Source organism: Streptomyces sp. AM 4-1-1 (assembly GCF_029167625.1).
GTDB lineage: Bacteria > Actinomycetota > Actinomycetes > Streptomycetales > Streptomycetaceae > Streptomyces.
In genome coordinates this window covers 5,274,939-5,298,213 of record NZ_CP119145.1, presented here as the reverse complement: position 1 = coordinate 5,298,213, position 23,275 = coordinate 5,274,939, and the positions used below count along the sequence as shown (strand labels likewise).

The 23,275-nt window shown below is 72.9% G+C and carries 3 protein-coding genes; all 3 read left to right on the top strand.

Annotated elements, in window-relative coordinates; genetic code table 11:
- Positions 1-119 precede the first annotated feature (119 nt).
- The 3 genes from PZB75_RS22500 (at position 120) to PZB75_RS22490 (ending at position 23,240) form a co-directional block, all read left to right on the top strand.
- Positions 120-1,139 (top strand): ABC transporter substrate-binding protein, encoded by a 1,020-nt coding sequence (locus PZB75_RS22500; protein WP_275537101.1) that lies wholly within the window; start codon positions 120-122, stop codon positions 1,137-1,139.
- A gap of 286 nt (positions 1,140-1,425) precedes the next feature.
- Positions 1,426-15,981 carry a non-ribosomal peptide synthetase gene (locus tag PZB75_RS22495; RefSeq protein ID WP_275537100.1) on the top strand — a complete coding sequence of 4,852 codons (14,556 nt, stop codon included), beginning with the start codon at positions 1,426-1,428 and terminating at the stop codon, positions 15,979-15,981.
- On the top strand, positions 15,978-23,240 hold the full coding sequence (locus PZB75_RS22490) for a non-ribosomal peptide synthetase (RefSeq protein ID WP_275537099.1): 7,263 nt from the start codon (positions 15,978-15,980) through the stop codon (positions 23,238-23,240). The genes PZB75_RS22495 and PZB75_RS22490 overlap by 4 nt, the downstream gene beginning before the upstream one ends.
- Positions 23,241-23,275 lie beyond the last annotated feature (35 nt).

The window sequence follows — 23,275 nt, the reverse complement described above, 5'->3', positions numbered from 1 at the left end:
GCTCCCCCTCCCCCGGTCACCTCGCCCCCGCCTCCACCCCCGCCCGCGTCCCGGCACCGCTCGGCACGAGCACATCGAGTAGACGTCCGCCCCGGCGGACCGAGAAAGGCAGAACCATCATGTTCCGATCCCGAGCAGTCGCGTCGTCGGCCGCGCGCGCCCAGGGCAGCCCGCTGCCCCGCATCCGCAGAGCCGCCGCCTGCCTGGTCGCCGCGGTGGCGGTCACCCTCACGGCGTCCTGCGGCACCACCACCGACTCCGGGACCACCTCCTCGAAGAAGGACGCCGCCTCTCAGGAGCGCACGGTCGAGACGCCCGACGGCCCGGTGAAGATCCCCACCGCGCCGAAGCGCATCATCGGCCTGTCGTACGCCTCCGCCTGGCTGCTGGACGCCGGGGTGCCGATGGTCGGCGTCACCGACATCGACGAGGACGCGCTGACGTCCGACCAGAAGACCGCCGTCAAGAAGATGACGATCGTCGGCGAGGGCAACGAGCTGAACTTCGAGAAGATCGCCTCGCTCCACCCGGACCTCATCGTCATCTCGTCGCCGAAGCACGTCCCGTTCAACATAGGCAAGCTGAAGCCGATCGCCCCGGTGCTCTCGTACCCGATCGCGAAGCCGGTCGATCTGCTGCCGTCGTCCCTGAAGGTCATCGACGCGGCCGGCGAGGGCGGCAAGGGCACGGCGTTCAAGAAGGCGTACGACGACAAGGTCGCCGAGCTGAGGAGCACCTACGCCGACAAGCTCGCCAGGACCGACTGGGCCGTCGTCAACTCCGGTGAGGCGGGCAAGTACTCGGTCTACACCGAGACGTCGTGGCTCGGCGCGGTCGTCAAGGACATCGGCGCCAGGTTCGTCACCGTCCCGGGCGCGCCGAAGGGCGAGTTCACCTACGACCTTTCCTTCGAGGAGATCGGCAAGCTCAAGGACGCCGACGTCATCCTGGTCGACGGTGACGGCAAGAACGGCGAGCCCGTCGCCGAGACCAAGTCCCTGATGGCCCAGCAGAACTGGGCCGCTCTCCAGGCCGCGAAGAACAAGCAGGTGCACGCCGTGCCCGGCTTCTTCGTGAGCCGCTACCCCGAGGCGATGAAGATCCTCACCCAGCTGGAGACCGTGCTCAAGTCGCTGTAGTGCCGCTCCCGGCACCAGCGCCGTGACCGGCGAGATGTCCGCCGGTCACGACACCCAGGGCCTCTCGTCCGGACCGGGCCGGGCTCGCGGACCGACCCGGACGAAAGGCCCGAGCCGGTCCCCCTCGTCGTCCCGGCCGCCCATGCCCTCCCTCAACCCCCGGGGGCGGCGGCCGGGACCCCCGCCTCACCGCCCGGCCCGGCCCTGCCTCCTCGCGCACCGCCCTCGTTCCGCACCACCGACGGCCCCGCCGATCAGTCGCGTCCGACAACTGGAGCCACATCCCATGACCCGACGTCCCTCCCAGCGGCTTCCCCTCACCGGTGCCCAGACCGGTGTCTGGTACGGGCAGCGGCTCGCACCCGAGTCCCCGGTCTACAACGTCGGGCAGTACGTCGAGATCGACGGGCCCGTGGACCTCGAACTCCTGGTGCGCGCCATGCGTCTGGCCGCCTCCGAGTCCGAGGCGCTGAACGTACGGTTCGAGGAGGGCGAGGACGGTGAGCCGTACCAGCTGACCGGCGGCGGGCCGGCCGTGCTGCCCCCGACGGTCCGGATCGTGGACCACACCCGCGAGGACGACCCGCACGCCTCGGCGCTGGCCCGGATGCGCGCCGACATGGACACCCCCGCGGACCCGGCGACCGAGGCCCTGTACTCCTTCGCCCTGCACCTCGTCGCCCCCGACCGCGTCCTGTGGTACCAGCGCGCCCACCACATCGCGCTCGACGCGTACAGCTTCTCGCTCCTCTCACGCCGCACCGCCGAGATCCACACCGCCCTGGTGGGCGGCGAGGAGCCCGGCCCCACCCCGTTCGGTTCGCTGGAGACCGTCGTCACGGAGGAGCGGGCGTACCGCGCGTCCGAGCGGTTCACCGAGGACCGGGCGTACTGGCTGGAGCGGCTGGCGGGCCGGCCCGAGCCCGAGACGCTGAGCGGCGCCGTCCACCCCGCCTCCCACGCGTTCCTGCGCGACGGCGCCACCCTCGACCCGGCGGCGACGGCCGGCCTGCTGGCCATCGCCCGTGCCGCGCGGGCCAGTTGGGCCGACGTGGTGACGGCGGCGTTCGCCGCGTACCTGCACCGCTCCACCGGCAGCCGCGACGTGCTGCTCTCCCTGCCCACGATGGCCCGGCTCGGCTCGGCCGCGCTCAAGGTGCCCGCCATGGTGGTCAACGTGCTGCCGCTGCGGGTCGCGGTCCGCCCCGGGGTGCCCCTCGCGGAGCTGGTCGCCGAGGTCGCCGGGCACATCCGTGAGCTACGCGCCCACCAGCGCTACCGCGCCGAGGACATCCGCCGCGACCTCGGCCTGGTCGGCCGCGAACAGGGGCTGCTCGGCCCCATGGTCAACGTCAAGGCGTTCGACAACGCCCTGGACTTCGCGGGCGCCCCCGGCACCGTCCACAACGTGGCCGCGGGCCCGGTGGACGACATCACCCTCGGCCTGTACCACGACACCGCCGAGGGCCGTATCCGCTTCGAGTTCGACGGCAACCCGCGGGCGTACGACGCGGCGGCGCTCGCCGCTCGCCGCGCCGAGTTCGCCCGGTTCCTCACCGAGGCGGCCGTGGCGGGGCCCCGGGTCCCCGTCGGCCGGGTCGACCTGGTGTCCGCCGACACCCGTCGCACCCTGCTGCACGACCCGAACGCCACCGCACACGAGACCACCGCGACCACCGTCGTCGACGCCTTCGAGGAGAAGGCCCGCGACAACCCGGGGGCAGTCGCCGTCATCGCCGGGGACACCACCCTGACGTACGCCGAACTCGACGCGCGGGCGAGCGGACTGGCCCGGCTGCTCATCGACCGGGGCGTCGGCCCCGAGAGCATCGTCGGTCTCGCCCTGCCGCGCTCCGCGGATCTACTGGTCGCCCTCCACGCCGTGCTCAAGGCGGGCGGCGCCTATCTGCCGCTGGACCTGGACTACCCCGCCGACCGGCTGGAGTTCATGGTCACCGACGCCCGCCCGGTGTGCACGCTCACCACCCTGGCCGTCCGCGAGGGCGCCCCTGACGTGCCCGGCGTCGAGACGATCGTGCTGGACGCCCCCAACACGCTGGCCGCCCTCGCGGACGCGTCCCCCGACGCGCCCGCGGACACCGACCGGCGTGCCCCGCTGGACGGCCGCCACCCCGCGTACGTCATCTACACCTCCGGTTCCACGGGCCGCCCCAAGGGTGTCGTCGTACCGCACGCCGCGCTGTCCAACTTCCTCCAGATGCAGGCCCACGAGCTGGCGCTGACGCCCGGCGACCGGCTGCTGGCCGTCACCACGGTCTCGTTCGACATCGCCGCGCTGGAGATCCACACCCCGCTGGTCAGCGGCGCCACCGTGGTACTCGCCGACCGGGACACCGTGCGCGACCCGGCCGCGCTCGCCGCCATGGTCGACGCCCACCGGCCGGCCGTCGTGCAGGCCACCCCGTCCCTGTGGCACGCCCTGCTGGAGGACGGCCGGCCCGGGGCGCTGGGCGAGGTCCGGGCGCTGGTCGGCGGCGAGGCACTGCCCGCCGACCTCGCGGAGCGGCTGGCCCGCGCCACCCGACGCGTGACCAATGTGTACGGGCCCACCGAGGTGACCATCTGGGCCACCTCCGTCACGCTGGCACCGGACCACACCGGCGTCCCGGACATCGGCACCCCGTTCTGGAACACCCGGGCGTACGTCCTGGACGGCGCCCTGCGCCCCTCCCCCGCCGGCCGGCCGGGCGAGCTGTACCTCGCGGGCGAGCAGCTGGCGCGCGGCTACCTCGGGCGGTACGCGCTCACCGCCGAACGGTTCGTCGCCGACCCGTACGGTGCCCCTGGCGCCCGGATGTACCGCACCGGGGACCTGGTGCGCCGCCGCCCCGACGGCCGGATCGACTTCCTGGGCCGCGCCGACGACCAGGTGAAGGTCCGGGGCTTCCGGATCGAGCTGGGGGAGATCGAGAGCGCGCTCGGCTCCCCGGAGGGGGTGGGCCGGGCGGTCGTGGTGGTCCGCGAGGACCTGCCGGGCAGCCGGCACCTCGTCGGGTACGTCACCCCGTCCGGCCAGGGCACGGTCCCCGGACCGGCGGCGCTGCGCGATGTGGTGGCCGCGCGGCTGCCCGAGTACATGGTGCCGTCCGCCGTGGTCGTCCTGGACGCCTTCCCGCTGACGGCCAACGGCAAGATCGACCGCCGCTCGCTGCCCGCCCCCGATCTGTCCGGGCAGCTCTCGGGCGGGGCGCGGGCGCCGCGCGGGGCCCGTGAGGAGATCCTGTCCGGGATCTTCGCCGATGTGCTCGGGCTGGCCGCGGTCGGCCCGGACGACGACTTCTTCTCGCTCGGCGGCCACTCGCTGCTCGCCGCCCGGGTGGTCGCCCGTATCCGTGCGCTGCTCGGCACCGACTGCGGGGTACAGGACGTGTTCGAGGCGCGTACGGTCGCGGCGCTGGCCGCCGGGCTCGCCGGGCGCTCGTCCGCCGAGGGGCCCGCGTTGACCGCCGCCGCCGGGCGCCCCGAGCTGCCGCCGCTCTCCTATGCACAGCAACGCCTGTGGTTCCTTCACCAGTTGGAGGGCCAGAGTGCCACGTACAACATCCCGTTCGTGGTGCGGTTCGACGCCGTGCCCGGCGCCGACGGACTTGACCTGGCGGCACTGGACGCGGCCCTCGGTGATGTCGTCGCCCGGCACGAGACGCTGCGCACGGTGTTCGGTGAGCGCGGCGGTGAACCGTACCAGCGGGTGCTGAGCCCCGCCGAGGCCGCGGTCCGCCTCCGGGTGCGTGAGGTGCCCGCCGAGCGGTTCGACGCGGAGGCGGAGACCGCGCTCGGCCACCACTTCGACCTGTCGGCCGAGGCGCCGCTGCGGGTGACCGTGCTCCGCGACCCGGAGACCGGGGCGCACGCCCTGGTGGTGCTGCTGCACCACATCGCGAGCGACGAATGGTCCATGGGGCCCTTCCTGCGCGGCCTGGAGCGCGCCTACACCGCCCGGCGGGCGGGTGAGGAACCACAACTCGGCGAACTGCCCTTGCAGTACGTGGACTTCACGCTGTGGCAGCGGGACCTGCTGGGCGACGGGAGTGATCCGACCTCGCTGACCTCACGTCAGCTCGCATACTGGAGCGAGGCGCTGGCCGGAATGCCGGAGGAGCAGCCGCTGCCCACCGACCGGCCGCGCCCGGCCGTGCTCAGCAACGCGGGCGGCATGGTCCATCGCGAGGTCCCCGCCGAACTGGCCGTAGGCGTACGGCGGCTGGCCCGCGAGAGCGGCACCAGTGTGTTCATGGTGGTGCACGCGGCGGTCGCGGCCCTGCTGCACCGGCTCGGCGCGGGCGACGACATCCCGCTCGGCACTCCGGTCGCGGGCCGGGGCGACAGCGCCCTGGACGAACTGGTCGGCTTCTTCGTCAACACGGCGGTGCTGCGCACCGATCTGTCGGGCGGCCCGACGTTCGCCGAACTGCTCGAACGGGTGCGCGCGGCCGACCTGGCCGCGCTCGACCACGCCGACCTGCCGTTCGACCGGGTCGTGGAGGCGCTCAACCCGGAGCGCTCGCCGTCCCGGCACCCGCTGTTCCGGACGATGGTGTCCCACAGCACGGTCACCCAGGACATCAGGACCCTGTTCGGGCTGCCCACCCGGGTCGACCGGATCGATCCGGGAGTCACCAAGTTCGACCTCGACTTCACCTTCTCGGACACCGCGCACGGGGACGAGCTGGACCTGGAGCTGTTCCACTCCTCCGACCTGTTCGACCGGGCGACCGCCGAGCTGCTGGCCGAGCGGCTGCTGAGGGTGCTGGAACAGGCCGTCGCCGACCCGGCCCGGCCGGTCGCCGGGATCGAACTGCTCGACGGCGCCGAGCGGGCCCTGCTCGCCGACTGGAACGACACCGACCGCCCGGTCCCGCCCGCCACCGTGGTGGACGTGCTCGCCGAGCGGGTCGCGGCCACGCCCGAGGCGGTCGCCGTGGTCGCCGCCGGGACGGAGCTGACCTTCGCCCAGCTCGACGAGCGGGCGAACCGGCTGGCCCGGCTGCTGACCGGCCTCGGCGTGGGCCCGGACCGGTTCGTCGCGCTCGCCGTGCCCCGGTCCGCCGACTCGGTGGTGGCGATGTTCGCCGTACTGAAGGCGGGCGGCGCGTTCCTGCCGCTGGACCTGGACCACCCGGCCGAGCGGCTGGAGTTCATGCTCGCGGACTCCGCCCCGGTCTGCGTCGTCACCTCGGAGCGGGTCGCCGCCGAGGTGCCCGAACTCCCCGGTGTGGCACGTCTGTCGCTCGACGCACCGGAGACCGCCGCACTGCTCGCGGCCCAGCCGCCGACGGCGCCGACGACCGGTGCGGCCGGCCCCGGCGATGCCGCGTACGTCATCTACACCTCCGGTTCCACCGGCCGCCCCAAGGGTGTGGTGCTGCACCACGACGGCCTCACCCATCTCTACCGGGACCATGAGCGCGAGCTGTACACGCCGTTCGCCGACCGGCTGGGACGCCGGGTGCGGGCCCTGCACACCGCGTCGTTCTCCTTCGACTCCTCCTGGGAACAGGTGCTGTGGCTGGTCGCGGGGCATGAGCTGCACATCCTCGACGAGTACGAGCGGCGCGACGCCGACGCGGTCGTGGCGTACTGCCGGACGCACCGGATCGACACGCTCGACGTGACTCCGTCGTACGGCCGCCAGCTCATCGACGCCGGCCTGCTGGACACCGGCGGGCGGGCTCACGGGCCAGGCGACGGGCAGGGCGACGGGCAGGCCGGTGGATGGCGTCCCGGGCTGTTCCTGCTGGGTGGCGAGGCGGTTCCGCCCGCGCTCTGGGCGGAGCTGCGCGCGATCACGGACGTCGAGGTCGTCAACTACTACGGTCCGACCGAGTTCACGGTCGACGCGCTGGTGGCGCGGGTCTGCGACTGCCCGACCCCGGTGGTGGGCCGTCCGCTGGACAACAGCCGGGCGCACATCCTCGACGCACGGCTGCGGCCGGTGCCGCCGGGGGTGCCGGGTGAGCTGTATCTGTCCGGCGCGCAGAACGCCCGCGGCTATCTGGGGCGTCACGCGCTGACGGCCGAGCGGTTCGTCGCCGACCCGTTCGGTACGCCGGGCGGCCGGATGTACCGCACGGGCGATCTGGCGCGCAGGCGCCGGGACGGGCTGATCGAGTTCCTGGGCCGCGCCGACGACCAGGTGAAGATCCGGGGCTTCCGGGTCGAGCTGGGCGAGGTGGAGGCGGCGCTCGCCGCCCTGGCGGGGGTCACGGCCGCCGCGGTGATCGTCCGGGAGGACACACCCGGGGTGCCGCGACTGGTCGGGTACGTCACCGGTCCCGCCGAACCAGCTTTCATCCGGAGGGAGTTGGCGGCGAGCCTTCCCGAGTACATGGTCCCGGCGGCGGTCGTCGTCCTGGACACCCTGCCGACGAACGTCAACGGCAAGCTGGACCGGGCCGCGCTGCCCGCGCCCGCCGTCACGGCCGCCGAGCCGTCGCGGGCGCCGAGCGGGGACGGCGAGGAGCGCGTCGCGCGGATCTTCTCCGAGGTGCTGGGCGCGGGACCGGTCGGCGCGGACGACGACTTCTTCGCGCTGGGCGGGCACTCGCTGCTGGCGACCCGGCTGGTGGCGCGGGTCCGCGCCACGGGCACGGCGTGCTCGGTACGGGACGTGTTCGAGGCGCGTACGGTCGCGGCGCTGGCCGCCAGGCTCGCCCAGCGTTCGTCCGCCGAGCGGCCCGCGCTGACCGCCGCCGCCGGACGTCCCGAACTGCCGCCGCTCTCCCACGCACAGCGACGCCTGTGGTTCCTGCACCGGATGGAGGGCCCCAGCGCCACGTACAACATCCCGCTGGCGGTGCGGCTGCGCGGCGAGGTGGACGTGACGGCCCTGAAGTCGGCGGTGCTCGACGTGGTGACGCGGCACGAGGCACTGCGCACGGTGTTCGAGGAGCGTGGCGGCGAGCCGTACCAGCGGGTGCTGAACCCCGCCGGGACCCGGGTGCCGTTCGCGGTCCGGAAGGTGCCGGCCGGCCGGCTGGTCGAGGAGGGTGAGGCACTGGTCTCCGAGGTCATCGACCTCGCGGTGGACGTACCGCTGCGGGTGACGCTGCTGAGCGCCGGGGACGAGCACCTGCTGGTGGTACTGCTGCACCACATCGCCGGGGACGAGTGGTCGACGGGTCCGCTGCTGGCGGATCTGGATCTCGCGTACACCGCGCGGGCGGCGGGCCGGACACCGGAGTTCACACCACTGCCCGTGCAGTACGCCGACTACGCGCTCTGGCAGCGCGAGCTGCTGGGCGGCACGGACGACCCGGGCTCCCTGGCCCACCGCCAAGCGGCGTACTGGCGGGACGCGTTGAGTGGTGTTCCTGAGGAGCCGGCGCTGCCGACGGACCGGCCGCGTCCGGCGACCCCGTCGCATGCCGGTGGGACGGTGGAGACGGAACTGCCCGCCGCACTGGTGGCCGGTCTTGAGCGGGTCGCCCGGGAGTCCGGCGCGACGATGTTCATGGTGGTGCACGCGGCGGTCGCGGCGCTGCTGCACCGGCTCGGCGCGGGCGACGACATCCCGCTCGGCAGCCCGGTCGCGGGCCGGGGCGACGAGGCGCTGGACGGACTCGTCGGGTTCTTCGTCAACACGCTGGTACTGCGGGCGGATCTGTCGGGGAACCCGACGTTCGCCGAACTGCTGGAACGCGTGCGGGCCACGGATCTGGCGGGGCTCGACCACGCCGATCTGCCCTTCGACGCCGTGGTCGAGGCGGTCAACCCGGAGCGCTCGCTCGCGCGGCACCCGCTGTTCCAGACGATGGTGGCGTACGAGGGCGGCGGCCCGGACCTGACGAGGCTGTTCGGTACGGCGGCCGAGGAGGTGTCGTTCGCGTCCGGTGCGGCCAAGTTCGACCTGGAGATCCTGTTCCGCCGGGTGCCGGGCGGCCGGACGGGCGCGGAGGGCACGGAAAGCACGGCCGACTCGGCAGGCGCGGCAGGCGCGGCAGGCGCGGAAGGTACGGCCAGTGCGGCTGGTGGTACGGCTGGTACAGCTGGTACGGGCATGGTCTGCGGGGTCAGGTACGCGAAGGATCTGTTCGACCGGGCGAGCGTCGAGACGCTGTCCGGGCGGCTGCTGCGGCTGCTGGACGCGGTGGCGGGCGACCCGGACGTGCCGGTTGCCGCGATCGATGTCGTGGACAGCGACGAGCGCGAACGGATGCTGTACGGCTGGAACGACACGGCGCGTGAGCTGGAGGGGCCGGTGAACCTGGCCGATCTGGTCGCCGCTGGAGCCGCCCACGCCCAGGGACCCGCACTCGTCTTCGAGGACGACGAACTCTCCCGCGACACCTTCGACGACCACGTCAACCGCCTCGCCCGACTCCTCATCACCCGCGGCATCGGACCCGAATCCATCGTCGCCGTCGCCCTGCCCCGCTCCCACAACCTCCTCATCGCCATCCACGCCGTCATCCGCGCCGGCGCCGCCTACCTCCCCCTCGACCTCACCCTCCCCCACGACCGACTCACCTACATGGCCGACACCGCACGACCGGTCTGCGTCCTCACGGACCTCGAATCGCTGAACGCACTGCCGGAAGACCTGAACGGCGCCGACCCCGTCGTACTCGACTCACCTGAAATCCAGGCCGAGTTGGCGGGCCTCCCGGGGAACACGGTCACCGACGACGAACGCACCACACCCCTCCACCCCCACCACCCCGCCTACCTCATCTTCACCTCAGGCTCCACCGGACGCCCCAAAGGCGTCCTCACCGAACACCACGCCATCGTCAACCGCATCCAATGGATGCAACACACCTACACCCTCCACCCCCACGAACGCCTCCTCCACAAAACACCCACCACCTTCGACGTCTCCGTCTGGGAACTCTTCTGGCCCCTCACCCAAGGCGCCACCCTCATCATCGCCAAACCCGACGGACACAAAGACCCCCACTACCTCACCCACCTCATCCGCCACCAACACATCAACATCACCCACTTCGTCCCCTCCATGCTCGCCGCCTTCCTCAACGAAACCCACCTCCACACCCTCCCCACCCTCCGCCTCATCGCCTGCAGCGGCGAAGCACTCCCCACCGAACTCACCCACCGCACCCACACCTCAGCCCACCCCCACACCCTCACCCTCACCAACCTCTACGGCCCCACCGAAGCCACCATCGACGTCACCGCCACCACCTGCCACCCCACCAACACCACCGACAACACCACCAACTCCCAGAACAACAACACCGCCACCACCATCGGCACCCCCGTCTGGAACACCCAGACCTACATCCTCGACCCCCACCTCCAACCCACCCCCACCGGCACACCCGGCGAGCTCTACCTCGCCGGACACCAACTCGCCCGCGGCTACACCAACCACCCCACCCTCACCGCCGAACGCTTCACCGCAAACCCCTACGGCCCACCCGGCACCCGCATGTACCGCACCGGAGACCTCGCCCGACACAACCCCGACGGCACCATCCACTACCTCGGCCGCACCGACGACCAAATCAAACTCCGCGGCTTCCGCATCGAACCCGGCGAAATCCAAAACACCCTCACCAACACACCCGACATCGCACAGGCGGCGGTACTGGTCCGCGAGGACCGTCCGGGCGTACGCCAGCTGGTCGGGTACGCCGTACCCGCGCCCGGCGCGGTGCTGGACGCCGAAGCGTTGCGGCGCCTCGCGGCCGAGCGGCTGCCCGAGTACATGGTCCCGGCGGTGATCGTGATCCTGGACGCGCTGCCGGTGACGGCCAACGGCAAGCTGGACCGCCGCGCACTGCCCGCCCCGGACGTGACCACAGGGTCCGGAGCGTCCCGGGCCCCGCGTGACGCGCGGGAGGAGATCCTCGCGGGGATCTGGGCCGAGATGCTGGAGCTGGACACGGTCGGTGTCGAGGACGACTTCTTCGCTCTCGGCGGGCACTCGCTGCTCGCGGCGCGTGCGGTGGGCCGGGTCCGGGCGGCGTTGGGCGTCGAGTGCGGCATTCGTGACGTGTTCGAGGCGCGTACGGTCGCGGCGCTGGCCGCCAGGCTCGCCCAGCGTTCGACCGCCGGGCGGCCCGCGCTGACCGCCGCCGCCGAACGCCCCGAACCGCTGCCCCTGTCGTACGCACAGCGTCGGCTGTGGCTGATCGACAGCGCGCGGGGCGCGGGCACGACGTACAACGTGCCGTTGGCCGTACGGCTGAGCGGCGCGGTCGACGTGTCGGCCCTGGAAGCGGCGGTACGGGACGTCGTGACCCGTCATGAGGCGCTGCGCACGGTGTTCGAGGAGCGGGACGGTGAGCCGTACCAGCGGGTGCTGGCTCCCGGGGAGGCCCGGGTGCCGTTCGCGGCGGTGCGGGTCCCGGCGGCCCGGCTGGGCGACGAGGCCGTCGCGGCGGGCGGGCATGTCTTCGACCTGGCGACGGACGTACCGTTGCGGGTGACGCTGCTGAGCGCCGAGGACGGCGAACAGGCCCATGTGCTCATTCTGTTGCTACACCACATCGCGACCGACGAGTGGTCGACGGGTCCGCTGCTGGCGGATCTGGATCTCGCGTACACCGCGCGGGTGGCGGGCCGGGCACCGGAGTTCACACCACTGCCCGTGCAGTACGCCGACTACGCGCTCTGGCAGCGCGAGCTGCTGGGCGGCACGGACGACCCGGAGTCCCTGGCCCACCGCCAAGCGGCCTACTGGCGGGACGCGTTGGCGGGCTCACCGGACGAGTTGACACTGCCCACGGACCGGCCGCGGCCCGCAGTGCCCAGCCATGGCGGCGGTGTGGTCACCTTCGAGGTGCCCGCGGCGACGGGTGAGGGCCTGGCGAGGATCGCCCGGGAGGCCGGCGCGACGATGTTCATGGTCGTGCACGCGGCGGTCGCGGCACTGCTGCACCGGCTCGGCGCGGGCGACGACATCCCACTCGGCAGCCCGGTCTCCGGCCGGGAGGACGAGGCGCTGGACGGACTCGTCGGGTTCTTCCTCAACACGCTGGTACTACGGGCGGATCTGTCGGGCGATCCGACGTTCGCCGAGCTGGTCGCCCGGGTCCGGGACACCGGTCTCGCGGCGTTCTCGCACGCGGATCTGCCGCTGGAGTCGGTGGTGAAGGCGGTGGGGCCGGCCCGCTCGCAGTCCCGCAATCCGTTGTTCCAGACGATGGTGACGTACCACTCGGTGAGCGGTGGGGTACGGGAGCTGTTCGGGCTTCCGGCCGAGGAGCTGACCGTGGAGATCGGTGGATCGAAGGTCGACCTGGAGGTGGCGTTCGGCGGCTCGGAGGAGAGCGGCCGGATCTCCGGCGGCATCCGGTTCGCGACGGATCTGTTCGACCGGGCGAGCGTCGAGACGCTGTCCGGGCGGCTGCTGCGGCTGCTGGACGCGGTGGCGGAGGACCCGTCCCGACCGGTGACCGGTATTCCGGTGATGGACGCCGAGGAGTACGAACGGATCGTCTCGGGCTGGAACGACACGGCGCGTGAGCTGGACGGGCCGGTGAACCTGGCCGATCTGGTCGCCGCCGGAGCCGCCCACGCCCAGGGACCCGCACTCGTCTACGAGGACGACGAACTCTCCCGCGACACCTTCGACGACCACGTCAACCGCCTCACCCGACTCCTCATCACCCGCGGCATCGGACCCGAATCCATCGTCGCCGTCGCCCTGCCCCGCTCCCACAACCTCCTCATCGCCATCCACGCCGTCATCCGCGCCGGCGCCGCCTACCTCCCCCTCGACCTCACCCTCCCCCACGACCGACTCACCTACATGGCCGACACCGCACGACCGGTCTGCGTCCTCACGGACCTCGAATCGCTGAACGCACTGCCGGAAGACCTGAACGGCGCCGACCCCGTCGTACTCGACTCACCTGAAATCCAGGCCGAGTTGGCGGGCCTCCCGGGGAACACGGTCACCGACGACGAACGCACCACACCCCTCCACCCCCACCACCCCGCCTACCTCATCTTCACCTCAGGCTCCACCGGACGCCCCAAAGGCGTCCTCACCGAACACCACGCCATCGTCAACCGCATCCAATGGATGCAACACACCTACACCCTCCACCCCCACGAACGCCTCCTCCACAAAACACCCACCACCTTCGACGTCTCCGTCTGGGAACTCTTCTGGCCCCTCACCCAAGGCGCCACCCTCATCATCGCCAAACCCGACGGACACAAAGACCCCCACTACCTCACCCACCTCATCCGCCACCAACACATCAACATCACCCACTTCGTCCCCTCCATGCTCGCCGCCTTCCTCAACGAAACCCACCTCCACACCCTCCCCACCCTCCGCCTCATCGCCTGCAGCGGCGAAGCACTCCCCACCGAACTCACCCACCGCACCCACACCTCAGCCCACCCCCACACCCTCACCCTCACCAACCTCTACGGCCCCACCGAAGCCACCATCGACGTCACCGCCACCACCTGCCACCCCACCAACACCACCGACAACCCCCAGAACACCGCCACCACCGAAACCAACAACGCCACCACCATCGGCACCCCCGTCTGGAACACCCAGACCTACATCCTCGACCCCCACCTCCAACCCACCCCCACCGGCACACCCGGCGAGCTCTACCTCGCCGGACACCAACTCGCCCGCGGCTACACCAACCACCCCACCCTCACCGCCGAACGCTTCACCGCAAACCCCTACGGCCCACCCGGCACCCGCATGTACCGCACCGGAGACCTCGCCCGACACAACCCCGACGGCACCATCCACTACCTCGGCCGCACCGACGACCAAATCAAACTCCGCGGCTTCCGCATCGAACCCGGCGAAATCCAAAACACCCTCACCAACACACCCGACGTCGCCAGTGCCGTGGTCGTCGTCCGTGAGGACCAGCCAGGGGTACGGCGTCTGGTCGCCTACGTCGTTCCCGCGCCCGGCGCGGTCATCGACCGGGACGCGTTGCGGCGCCTCGCGGCCGAGCGGCTGCCCGAGTACATGGTCCCCGCGGTCTTCGTGGAGCTGGACCGGGTGCCGCTCTCACCGAACGGCAAGCTGGACCGCAAGGCGCTGCCCGCGCCGAAGCAGCCGGCGCCGAAGCTGCCCGGGGCCCGTACGGCGGCCGTTCCCGCCGACGGGACACCGGTCGCGTCCGGTGCGTCCCCGGTGGAGATCCTGAGCGGTCTGGTGGCCGAGGTGCTGGGGCTGGCGGCGGTGGGCCCCGACGACAACTTCTTCGAGCTGGGCGGCGACAGCATCGTCTCCATCCGGCTGGTCAGCCAGGCCCGCAAGGCGGGGCTGACGATCACCGCGCGGCAGATCTTCCAGGAGCCGACCCCGGCGGGGCTGGCGTCCGTGGCGAAGGTGACGGGTGCGGCGGGCACGGCGGGCGCCTCCCGCCCCGCTCCGGCGGACGGTGTCGGCCCGTTGCCGCTGCCGCCGATCGCGCACTGGTTCGCCGGGCGTGGCGGTCCGTTCGCCCGGTTCGCCCAGGCCCGCCTGGTGCGACTCCCGGCCGGGACGAGCCGCGAGCACCTGGTGTCCGCCTTGCAGACGGTGTTCGACCACCACGACGGACTGCGGCAGATCCTGACGGTGGCCGGTCCCGGGGTGTGGAGCGCCGAGGTGCGGGCGCGCGGCGCGCTCGACGCGGGGGCCGTGCTGCGTACGGTCGACGCGGCCGGGCTGTCCGGCGGGGCGCTGCGCGCGCTGGTCGCCGAGGAGTCGGACCGGGCGGCCGGGTCGCTGGACCCGGTGGCCGGACGCACCGTCGCCGCCGTCCAGTTGGACGCGGGGCCGGACGCGCCGGGGCGGCTGCTGCTGGTCGCCCACCATCTGGTGGTCGACGAGGTGTCGTGGCAGATCGTGCTGCCGGACCTGCGGGCCGCCTGGGAGGCGGTGGCGGCCGGCCGTGTGCCGGCGCTCGACCCCGTACCCACTCCGCTGCGTACCTGGACCACGCATCTGCTGGCGGAGTCGCACCACGCGCGGCGGCTCGCCGAGCTGGACCACTGGCTGTCGGCCGACACGCGTGAACGGCTGCTGGCGGACCGCGCGTTGGACCCCGCGAAGGACACGGCCGCGACCGCCCGGCATCTGACGGTCCAGCTGTCGGCGGAGCGTACCGAGCCGCTGCTGAACACCGTCCCGGCCGCGTTCCACGGCACGGTCAACGACACTCTGCTGACGGCGCTGGCGCTGGCCGTCGGTGACTGGGCGGGCCGGGCCGGGCGCGGCGACGGCGGGCTGAGCCTGGAGCTGGAGGGGCACGGGCGGGAGCAGGAGCTGCTGCCGGGCGCCGATCTGACCCGTACCGTCGGCTGGTTGACGAGTCTGTATCCGCTGCGGCTGGCCGCCGGGGCGTTCGACGCGCCGGCGGTCCTGTCGGGCCGTGAGGACGCGGGAGGTGCGCTGAAGGCGGTCAAGGAGCTGCTGCGGGCGGTGCCCGACGGGGGTGTCGGGGCGGGGCTGCTGCGGTACGTGAACGCGGCGACGGCCCGGTTGTTCGATCCGGCCGCGCGGCCGGAGATCCTGTGGAACTACCTGGGGCGGCACGCGGTGACGGCCGCTTCCGACTGGGGTCCGGCCGACGAGGCGGACGCCCTGGCGGTGCGGCCCGATCCGGCGACTCCGCTCTCGCACGCGCTGGAGATCAACGCGGAGATCGAGAACGGGCCCGACGGCCCGCGGTTGACCGCCACCTTCATCTGGGCCGGCGAGGCCGTCGCCCAGGACGTCGTCGGTGAGCTGGCCGACGGCTGGCTGGCCGCTCTCGACACCCTGTCCGCCTGGGCGGACGGCGGGGCCTCCGGGGGACACACCCCGTCGGACCTCGATCTGCTCGACCTCGACCAGGACCAGATCACCATGCTCGAAGAAATGTGGAGGGCCCAGCAGTGACGCAGGCTCGTATCGAGGACATGCTTCCGCTGTCCCCCTTGCAGCAGGGCATGCTGTTCCATTCGGTGTACGACCAGGGCGCCACCGACGTGTACACCGTGCAGGTGTCGGTGGGGCTGGCCGGGCCGGTCGACGCGGAACGGCTCGGCCGGGCCGCCGCCGCCCTGCTGCGCCGCCACCCCAATCTGCGGGCGGGTTTCTGGCACGAGGGGGTCCCGCAGCCCGTCCAGTTCGTGCCCGCCGAGGTGAAGATCGGGATCGGCCGGGTGGACCTGTCCGCCGATCCGTCGGCGGAGGCGCTGCGCCGGGTCGAGCGGGACGAGCAGGCCCAGCGGTTCGAGCTGCACCGGCCGCCGCTGCTGCGGCTGACGCTGGTCCGGATGGGCGAGGAGGACCACCGGCTGGTCGTCACCCTGCACCACATCCTGGTGGACGGCTGGTCGATGCCGCTGCTGGTGGGTGATCTGTTCGCGCTGTACGCGTCGGACGGCGACCCTTCGGGGCTGGCCCCGGTGCGCCCGTACCGGGACTATCTGAAGTGGCTGAAGGGACAGGACCGGCAAGCGGCCGAGTCGGCGTGGCGTGCGGCGCTGGCCGGTCTGGACGAGGCGTCGCTCGTCTCGCCGGCCGATCCGGCGCGGACGGCGGTGCGGCCGGGCAAGCACGGGGTCGAGCTGTCCGAGGAGGCCACCATGCGGCTGATCGCGGCGGCCCGGCGGCTGGGCACCACGCCCAGCACCCTGGTCCAGGCCGCGTGGGGCATCGTGCTCGGTGGTCTGACGGGCCGTCAGGACGTGGTGTTCGGCCTGACGGTGGCGGGCCGGCCGGAGGAGATACCGGGTGTCGAGTCGATGGTGGGGCTGTTCATCACCACGGTGCCGGTCCGGGTGGCGCCGCGGCCGGGCGAGAGCGTCGAGGAGCTGGTGCGGCGGTTCCGTGACGAGCAGAACGGCCTGCTGGCCCACCACCATCTGGGGCTGCGGCTGATCCAGAAGCAGGCGGGTGGCGGTGAGCTGTTCGACACGCTGGTCGTCATCGAGAACTATCCGGTGGACCCGGACGCCCGTCCGGTGCTCGCCGACGGGACCCGCGTCACCGGGATCGAGGCGCGGGACGCGACGCACTACCCGCTGACGCTCGCGGTCGCGCTCGACGAGCGGGCCAGGCTCGATCTGGAGTACCGCCCCGACCTGTTCGACGAGCGCGGTGCCGGGCTGATCGCGGCGCGGCTCGCCCGGGTGCTGGAGCAGATCGCCGAGGCGCCGGGCACGCCCGTGGGCGCCCTGGAGCTGCTGGCCCCGGGAGAGCGGGAGCAGGTCCGCGCGAGCTGGCAGGGCCGGGTGCGGGACGTGCCGTCCGGTACGGTCGCCGACCGGTTCGGCGAGCGGGCGGCCGGCGCAGCCGCGCGTACCGCCGTCGTCGCGGGCGGGGTCTCGCTGACGTTCGGCGAGCTGGACGAGCGGGCCTCCCGGCTCGCGGCGCTGCTGGCGGCGCGCGGGGTGGGTCCGGAGTCGGTGGTGGCGCTGGCGGTGCCGCGGTCGGCGGATTCCGTGGTCGCGATCCTCGCCGTGCTCAAGGCGGGCGGTGCCTATCTGCCGCTGGACCTGGACCATCCGGCGGACCGGCTCGGCTGGATGACCGAGGACGCGTCCCCGGTGTGCGTACTGACCACGTCGGCCGCGCTGCCGCTGCTGCCCGAGGCCGGGGGCCCGGAGCGGATCGTGCTGGACGACGACCGGACGGGCGCCGAACTCGCCTCGTACGACGGGGTGTTCGCCTCGCCCGAGGTGACGGCGGACCATCCCGCGTATGTGATCTACACGTCGGGTTCGACCGGGCGGCCCAAGGGCGTGGTGCTCACCCACGGTGGTCTGTCGAACCTCTACCGCAACCATCTCACCGAGGTCTTCGGGCCGGTCGTCTCGGCGACCGGCGGACGGCCGCTGCGGGCGCTGCACACCGCGTCGTTCAGCTTCGACACGTCGTGGGAGCAGCTGTTCTGGCTGATCGCCGGGCACGAGCTGCACGTTCTGGACGAAGTGGGGCGCAGGGACGCCGAGTTCGTCGTCGGCTATGTGCGCGAGCACCGCGTCGACGCGATGGACGTGACACCGACGTACGCGCAGCAGCTCGTCGAGTGGGGGCTGTTGGCCCAGGACGCGCACCGCCCGGCGCTGCTGCTGCTGGGCGGCGAGGCGGTGCCGGAGTCCCTGTGGTCCGAGGTGCGGGCGGCGACGGGGGTGATGTCGGTGAATCTGTACGGGCCCACCGAGTACACCGTCGACGCGCTGGCCGCCGATCTCGCGGACAGCGCCACGCCCGTCGTGGGCCGTCCGATCGGCAACACGGGCGCCTATGTGCTGGACGCGGCGCTGCGGCCGGTCGCCGCCGGGACGCCCGGGGAGCTGTATCTGTCCGGGCACGGGCTGGCGCGCGGCTATCTGCACCGGTACGCGCTGACCGCGGAGCGGTTCGTCGCCGACCCCTACGGTCCGCCCGGCAGCCGGATGTACCGCACGGGCGACCTGGTGCGGCTGCGTCCGGACGGTGAGCTGGAGTATCTGGGGCGCGCCGACGACCAGGTGAAGATCCGGGGTTTCCGGATCGAGCCGGGCGAGGTGGAGGCGGCGCTCTCGGCGCTGCCCGGCGTGGCGACCGCCGCCGTGGTGGTCCGCGAGGACACCCCGGGCGTGAAGCGGCTGGTCGGGTACGTCACGGGTGAGGTGGACCCGGCGGATGCCAGGGAGCGGCTGGCCGGATCGCTGCCGGAGTACATGGTCCCGGCGGCCGTGGTGGTGCTGGACGCGCTGCCGATGAACGTCAACGGCAAGCTGGACCGGGCGGCGCTGCCCGCGCCCGTGGTCACCGGTTCCGCCGCGTCCCGGGCACCGCGCGACGCCCGGGAGGAAGCCCTGTGCCGGGTCTTCGCCGAGGTGCTGGGGGTGGCGTCGGCCGGGGTCGACGACGACTTCTTCGCGCTGGGCGGTGACAGCATCGTCTCGATCCGGCTGGTGGGCCGGGCCCGCAAGGAGGGCGTGGTCCTCACCCCGCGCGACGTGTTCGAGCACCGTACGGTGGCGAGGATGGCCGCCGCGGCGGGCGGGCCGGGCACGGACGCCGGGGAGAGCCGCGCCGTCACCGGCCCCCTGGTGCGACTCGACGAGGCCCAGCAGGCGGTGCTCAGGCGGGCGTACCCGACGGCGGACGAGGTGCTGCCGCTGTCGCCGCTCCAGGAGGGTCTGTACTTCCACGCGGTCTACGACGACCGGGCGCTCGACGTCTATCTGATGCAGAACTTCGTGGAGCTGCTGCACGCGGTGGACACCACCGCGCTGCGCGCCTCGTTCGACGCGCTGCTGCGCCGCCACCCCAATCTGCGGTCGGCGTTCTGGCACGAGGGGCTGGACGGTCCGGTGCAGGTGGTGCCCCTGGCGTGGGAGCTGCCGTGGCGGGAGCTGGACCTGACGGGGCTGGACCGGGACGCGCAGGACGCGGCGCTGCGGGAGTTCTCGCTGGCGGACGCGGCGACCCGGTTCGACCTGACGGCGCCGCCGCTGATGCGGGTGACGCTGATCAAGTTCGCCGCCGAGCGCTGGATGCTGTGTGTGACACAGCATCACATCCTGACCGACGGCTGGTCGGAGTCGCTGTTCTTCGAGGACCTGTTCGCGCTGTACGGGCGGGGCGGGGAACTGGACGGGATGCCGCCGGTCACCCCGTACCGCGACTATCTGCGCTGGCTGGCCGGGACCGACGCGGACGCCGCCGCCACGGCGTGGCGGGCGCATCTGTCGGGCCTGGACCAGGCGACGCTGGTGGCGCCCGCCGACCCGGCCAGGGAGCCGGTGACGGCCGAGGTGGTGGACATCGCGCTGGACGAGGGGACCAGCGACCGGCTGCGTTCCTTCGCCCGGGGCTGCGGGATCACCCTCAACACGGTGCTCAGCACGGCGTGGGCGCTGTCGCTGTCCGGGATGACCGGCCGGGACGACGTGGTGTTCGGCGCGACCGTCTCGGGCAGGCCCGCCGACATCGCCGGGGTCGACCAGATGATCGGCATGTTCATGAACACGCTGCCGTTCCGGGTGACGCTGCGCCCGGACGAGCCGCTGCGGGACCTGATGGTACGGGTCCAGCGCGAGCACGCCGCGCTGCTGCCGCACCACTACCTGGGTCTCGGCCGGATTCAGCGGCTCAGCGGGGTCGGGCAGCTCTTCGACACGCTGTACGTGTTCCGCAACACCCCGCTGGACGACGCGGCCCGTGAGGAGGCCGTGGCCCGGCACCAGATCGGCTGGACGCACAGCGTGGACGGCACCCACTACCCGCTCACCCTGGCGGTGACCCCGGGCCGGGCGCTGGAGCTGAGCCTGGCCTACCGCCCGGACCTCTACGACCGGGCCACCGCCGAGCGACTGGCCGCGCGGCTCGCCCTGTTGGTGGAGCAGCTCGCGGACGGCGCGGCCGTACCGGTGGGCCGGCTGCGCACCCTGGCGCACCACGAGCGCGCCGAACTCCTGGCCAGGGGCGACGACATGGGCCATGAGGTCCCGGACACCACGGTCGTGGACCTGTTCGCGGACCAGGCCGCCCGGACGCCCGGCGCGACCGCGCTGGTCTTCGAGGACGAGCGGCTGAGCTACGCGGAGCTGGACGAGCGCGCCAACCGGCTGGCCCGCGCGCTGATCGCCCGGGGCGCGGGGCCCGAGCGGGTGGTGGCACTGGCCCTGCCGCGTTCGGCGGACTTCGTGGTGTCGCTGTTCGCGGTGCTCAAGACCGGGGCCGCGTACCTGCCGCTGGACCTGGACCATCCGGTGGACCGGCTGGCCGGGATGGTCGAGGACGCCCGGCCGCTGTGCCTGATCACCACCGGTCCGGTCGCCGGCCGGACCCCGGTGGTGGCCGGGGTGCCGCCGCTGGCGCTGGACGCGCCGGAGACCGCGGCGGAACTGGCCGCGCTGTCGGGGGCTCCGGTCACCGACGCGGAGCTGACGGGGGTACGGGACGGGCGCCATCCCGCGTATCTGATCTACACGTCCGGGTCCACCGGCCGCCCCAAGGGGGTGGTGGTGCCGTACTCCGGTCTGACCAACATGCTGCTCAACCACCGGGAGCGGATCTTCGCCCCGGCCGTGGCGCTGGCGGGCGGGCGGCGGATGCGGGTCGCGCACACGGTGTCGTTCGCGTTCGACATGTCCTGGGAGGAGTTCTTCTGGCTGGTCGACGGGCACGAGGTGCATGTCATCGGTGAGGAGCTGCGGCTCGACCCGGCGGCGCTGACCGCGCACTACGACCAGGTGGGCATCGACGTCATCAACGTCACCCCGTCCTACGGCCAGCAGCTGATCGACGCCGGTCTGCTCGACGGGGACCGGCACCGGCCCGCGCTGGTGCTGCTCGGCGGCGAGGCGGTGCCCGACTCGATGTGGTCGCTGCTGAAGCGCACCGAGGGCACCATGGGCTACAACCTGTACGGGCCGACGGAGTACACCATCAACGCGCTGGGCGCGGACGTCACCGACAGCGCCGCCTCCTGCGTCGGCCGCCCCATCTTCAACACCCGGGGCTATGTGCTGGACAGCGCGCTGCGGTCGGTGCCGGCCGGGGTGCCGGGCGAGCTGTACCTCGCGGGCGCGGGCCTGGCGCGCGGCTACTTCGAGCGTCCGGCGCTGACCGCCGAGCGGTTCGTCGCCGATCCGTTCGGCGAGCCGGGCACCCTGATGTACCGGACCGGCGACCTGGTGCGGTGGCGTGAGGACGACCAGATCGACTACCTCGGCCGCGCCGACCACCAGGTGAAGATCCGGGGCTTCCGCATCGAGCTGGGCGAGATCGAGTCGGCCGTCGCCGAAGCGCCGGGGATCGCGGCGGCGGCGGTGGTCGTCCACACCGCCCCGGGCGGGGTCAAGCGGCTGGTGGCGTACGCCGTGCCGGGCGCCGACGGGCCGGACTCCGCACCGGACCCGGCGGAGCTGCGCGCGAAGCTGTCGGCGACGCTGCCGGAGTACATGGTCCCGTCCGCGTTCGTGACGCTGGAGGCCCTGCCGCTCACGGTGAACGGGAAGGTGGACCGGGCCGCGCTGCCCGCCCCGGAGTTCGAGGACGCGGGAGGCGGACGCCCGCCCAAGGACGCCCGCGAGGCACTGCTGTGCCGGGTCTTCGCCGAGGTGCTGGGCCTGGAACGGGTCGGCGTGGAGGACAACTTCTTCGAGCTGGGCGGCCATTCGCTGCTCGCCATGCGGCTGGTCGGCCGCATCCGCGACGAACTGGGCGTGCCGGTCCAGGTCGCCACGGTCATGTCGGCGCCCACGGTCGCCGATGTGGCGTCGCGGATCGGCACGGACGCCCGCCGGGACGCCCTGCGGGTGGTGATGCCGCTGCGGGAACGGGGCGGCAGCGCACCGCTGTTCTGCTTCCACCCGGCGTCCGGGTTCAGCTGGCAGTACACCGGTCTGCTGCGCCATCTGGACCCGGACCGGCCGGTGTACGGAATCCAGTCGCCCGGTCTGGCCGGGGCACTGCCCGAGGTGGCCGATGTCGCGGAGCTGGCCGAGCTGTACCTCGCGGAGATCCGGGCGGTGCAGCCGCGGGGCCCGTACCACTTCCTGGGGTACTCCTTCGGCGGGACGGTCGCGCACACCCTGGCGGCCCTCCTCCAGGAGCGGGGCGAGGAGGTGGCGTTCCTCGGACTGCTCGACGCCTATCCGCCGGAGACGGACGACTGGTCGTTCATCGACGCGCCGGACTGGCGGGAACGGCTGGAGAAGGAGGAGAGCGGCTTCCTGCTCTCCGTGGCGGGGCTGGGCACCGACGACGTGCCCACCGGCGCCGACGCCTCGTCGGCGGCGGCCCGTTCGGACGCCGCGGCGAGCCGCGCGGACGCCGGCCCGGACGGGGCGGACCGCGCGGACGCGCCGCTGAGCCGCGCGGACGCCGTAGCCGCCATCCGGAACAGCCAGGGTCTGCTCGCCGGGTTCGACGACACGCTGCTGGCGGCGATCGTCGACACCAATGTGCACTGTGTGCGTCTGCTGTCCCGCAGCCGCACCCGTCACTACCGGGGTGACGTGCTGTTCTTCACCGCGGCCCGCAGCACCCCGGAGGAGTCCGCGCCGGGGCGGGTGTGGCCCGCGTACGTGTCCGGGCGGATCGGCGAGCACGTGCTGGACCGCGCGCACGACGACCTGATGGCGCCGGACGTACTGGCGGAGATCGGCCCGGTACTGAACGCCGCGCTGGCCAACCTCCCGCGCGGCTGAGCGAGTTCGGCACAGGCGCGGCGAGGGACCGTCGT

Coding starts and splice junctions, on each gene's coding strand:
- PZB75_RS22500 (WP_275537101.1), top strand. CDS start 120: ATGTTCCGATCCCGAGCAGTCGCGTCGTCGGCCGCGCGCGCCCAGGGC.
- PZB75_RS22495 (WP_275537100.1), top strand. CDS start 1,426: ATGACCCGACGTCCCTCCCAGCGGCTTCCCCTCACCGGTGCCCAGACC.